Origin of the sequence: Pseudomonas sp. NBRC 111127 (assembly GCF_001320345.1) — a bacterium.
Taxonomy (GTDB): Bacteria; Pseudomonadota; Gammaproteobacteria; order Pseudomonadales; family Pseudomonadaceae; genus Aquipseudomonas; species Aquipseudomonas juntendi.
Genome location: NZ_BCBD01000298.1, coordinates 1 through 2,002, shown reverse-complemented (window position 1 = coordinate 2,002; position 2,002 = coordinate 1). Strand labels below are relative to the sequence as shown.

At 66.9% G+C, this 2,002-nt stretch carries 1 protein-coding gene and 2 pseudogenes; all 3 read right to left on the bottom strand.

Going from position 1 to position 2,002, the window contains the following annotated elements; genetic code table 11:
• Window positions 1–291, bottom strand: a pseudogene (locus tag APH30_RS26965) (alpha-ketoacid dehydrogenase subunit beta); the annotation flags it as partial.
• 33 nt (window positions 292–324) lie between these two features.
• The gene (locus tag APH30_RS26960) at window positions 325–1,302 is read right to left on the bottom strand and encodes a thiamine pyrophosphate-dependent dehydrogenase E1 component subunit alpha (RefSeq protein ID WP_054914240.1); all 978 of its coding nucleotides are present in this window, start codon (window positions 1,300–1,302) and stop codon (window positions 325–327) included.
• Window positions 1,303–1,324: 22 nt separating this feature from the next.
• A pseudogene (locus APH30_RS26955) lies at window positions 1,325–2,002 on the bottom strand (ATP-NAD kinase); the annotation flags it as partial.

The window sequence follows — 2,002 nt, the reverse complement described above, 5'->3', positions numbered from 1 at the left end:
GGCGAAGTCCACGAACATCAGCTCGCACACCGGGCGCAGGCCCTGGGTGGCGGCACCGACCGCTGCGCCGACGTAGCCGATTTCCGACAGGGGAGCGTCCAGTACCCGGCCCGGGAACTGGTGGTACAGGCCCTTGGTCACGCCCAGCACGCCACCCCAGGCGTCTTCCTCACCGGGCGCCCCGGCACCGCCGGCAACGTCCTCGCCAATGATGAACACACTGTCGTCGCGGCGCATTTCCTGGGCCAGTGCTTCGTTGATGGCCTGCTGGTAGCTGATCTTTCTTGCCATGATGGTTCTCCTGTTGTTCTTGTAATGCGCGGCTCAGGGGTAGGCGACGTAGACATCGCTGAGCAGGTCGGCGGGCAGTGGCTTGGGGTCGGACTTGGCGCGGCGCACAGCGTCTTCGATCAGGTCCTCGACGCGTGCGTCGATAGCATCCAGCTGCTGGGCCGCGAGCAGGCCGGCGCGGGTGGTCTTGTTGCGGAACTGCATCAGGCAGTCGCGCGATTCGCGCAGGTTCTTGACTTCATCCGCCGCGCGGTAGGTTTGCGCGTCGCCCTCGAAATGGCCGTAGTAGCGGCTGAGCTTGACCTCGACCAGCGATGGGCCTTGCCCGGAACGGGCGCGTTCGATGGCCGCACCGGCGGCCTCGTACACGGCAAAGAAATCGAAGCCGTCGATGGTCACCCCGGGCATGCCGAAGCCGGCCGCGCGGTCGGCGATGTGGTCGCAGGCCACCGACCAGTTGGAGGCGGTGGCTTCGGCGTAGCCATTGTTCTCGGCGACGAAGATGCACGGCAGGTTCATGATCGACGCCATGTTCATGGCTTCGAATACCGCGCCTTCGTTGGAGGCCCCGTCGCCGAAGAAGGCCACCGCCACGTCGTCGCGCCCCTTGAGCTTGGCCGCCAGCGCCGCGCCGGCCACCAGTGGGGCGCCTGCGCCGACGATACCGTTGGCCCCGAGCATGCCTTTCTCCAGGTCGGCAATGTGCATCGAGCCACCCTTGCCACCGCATACGCCGGTCTTCTTGCCGTAGATTTCGGCCATCATGCCGTACACGTCCACGCCCTTGGCGATGCAATGGCCATGGCCGCGATGGGTCGAGGCGATGCAGTCGCTGTCGCGCAGGTGGGCCATGACCCCGGCAGCCGAGGCCTCTTCGCCGGCGTAGAGGTGCACGAAACCGGGGATTTCGCCAGTGGCGAACTCCACGTGCAGGCGTTCTTCAAAGGCGCGGATGGTGCGCATCACTTCATAGGCATGCAGCAGTTGTTCGGTACTGAGTTGATTGGACATGTTGTTGTTCTCCGGGGTTGTCTCAACACGGGTTTGCAGGGTGCAGCCGATGGCCGCGAGGCACGGCCAGCAGGTGGTGACGGGCGGCATGCGCCAGCACGGCCTCGACGTCCACACTGAGCGGGCCGCGGTGGTCGAGGGTGATGGTGGGGGTGTCGTGTTCGGCGAATTCGATTTCGCGCTCGCCGTCCAGGGCCAGGGTGCCGCTGGCCAGGCTCAGGCGGTGGGCAACATCGGGCAGCAGCGTGCCGCTGGCGGTGATGCCACAGGCTTGCAGCAGGCCAGGGGCCAGCGGCGCGAGCAGTGCCTGTTCAGCGCTGGATGCGAGGCGAACCCAGGCTCCGTGCGGGGCCTGGCGCGACACCGGGCACCACAGGCCACACAGCGCCGACAGGCCGATGGCATGCGGTTCGGCGAAGCAGGCGAAAACTTCGGCTAGGTCTTCGCGGCGGCTGAGTGCGCGGGCGCCGATGAAACGCTGCGGTGACACTGCCACTTCCACCAGGGCCCATTCGGCCAGTTGCTGCTGCGGCACTGTCACCAACAGGCGCTTGTTGCGGCGCAGGCCAATGCTGGGCGGTACCCGGCCGGTGGCCAGCAGGCCGCCGGCAAGACCGGCGCTGGTGGCCTCGCGCAGTTCGGGGAAGGCATTGTTGGTGCCGGTGGAGAGGGTCAGCAGTGGCACATCTTGCGCCTCGGC

What these genes read in the sequence shown, in the direction of transcription:
- APH30_RS26960 (WP_054914240.1), bottom strand. Translation starts at nt 1,302, where the DNA reads ATGTCCAATCAACTCAGTACCGAACAACTGCTGCATGCCTATGAAGTG.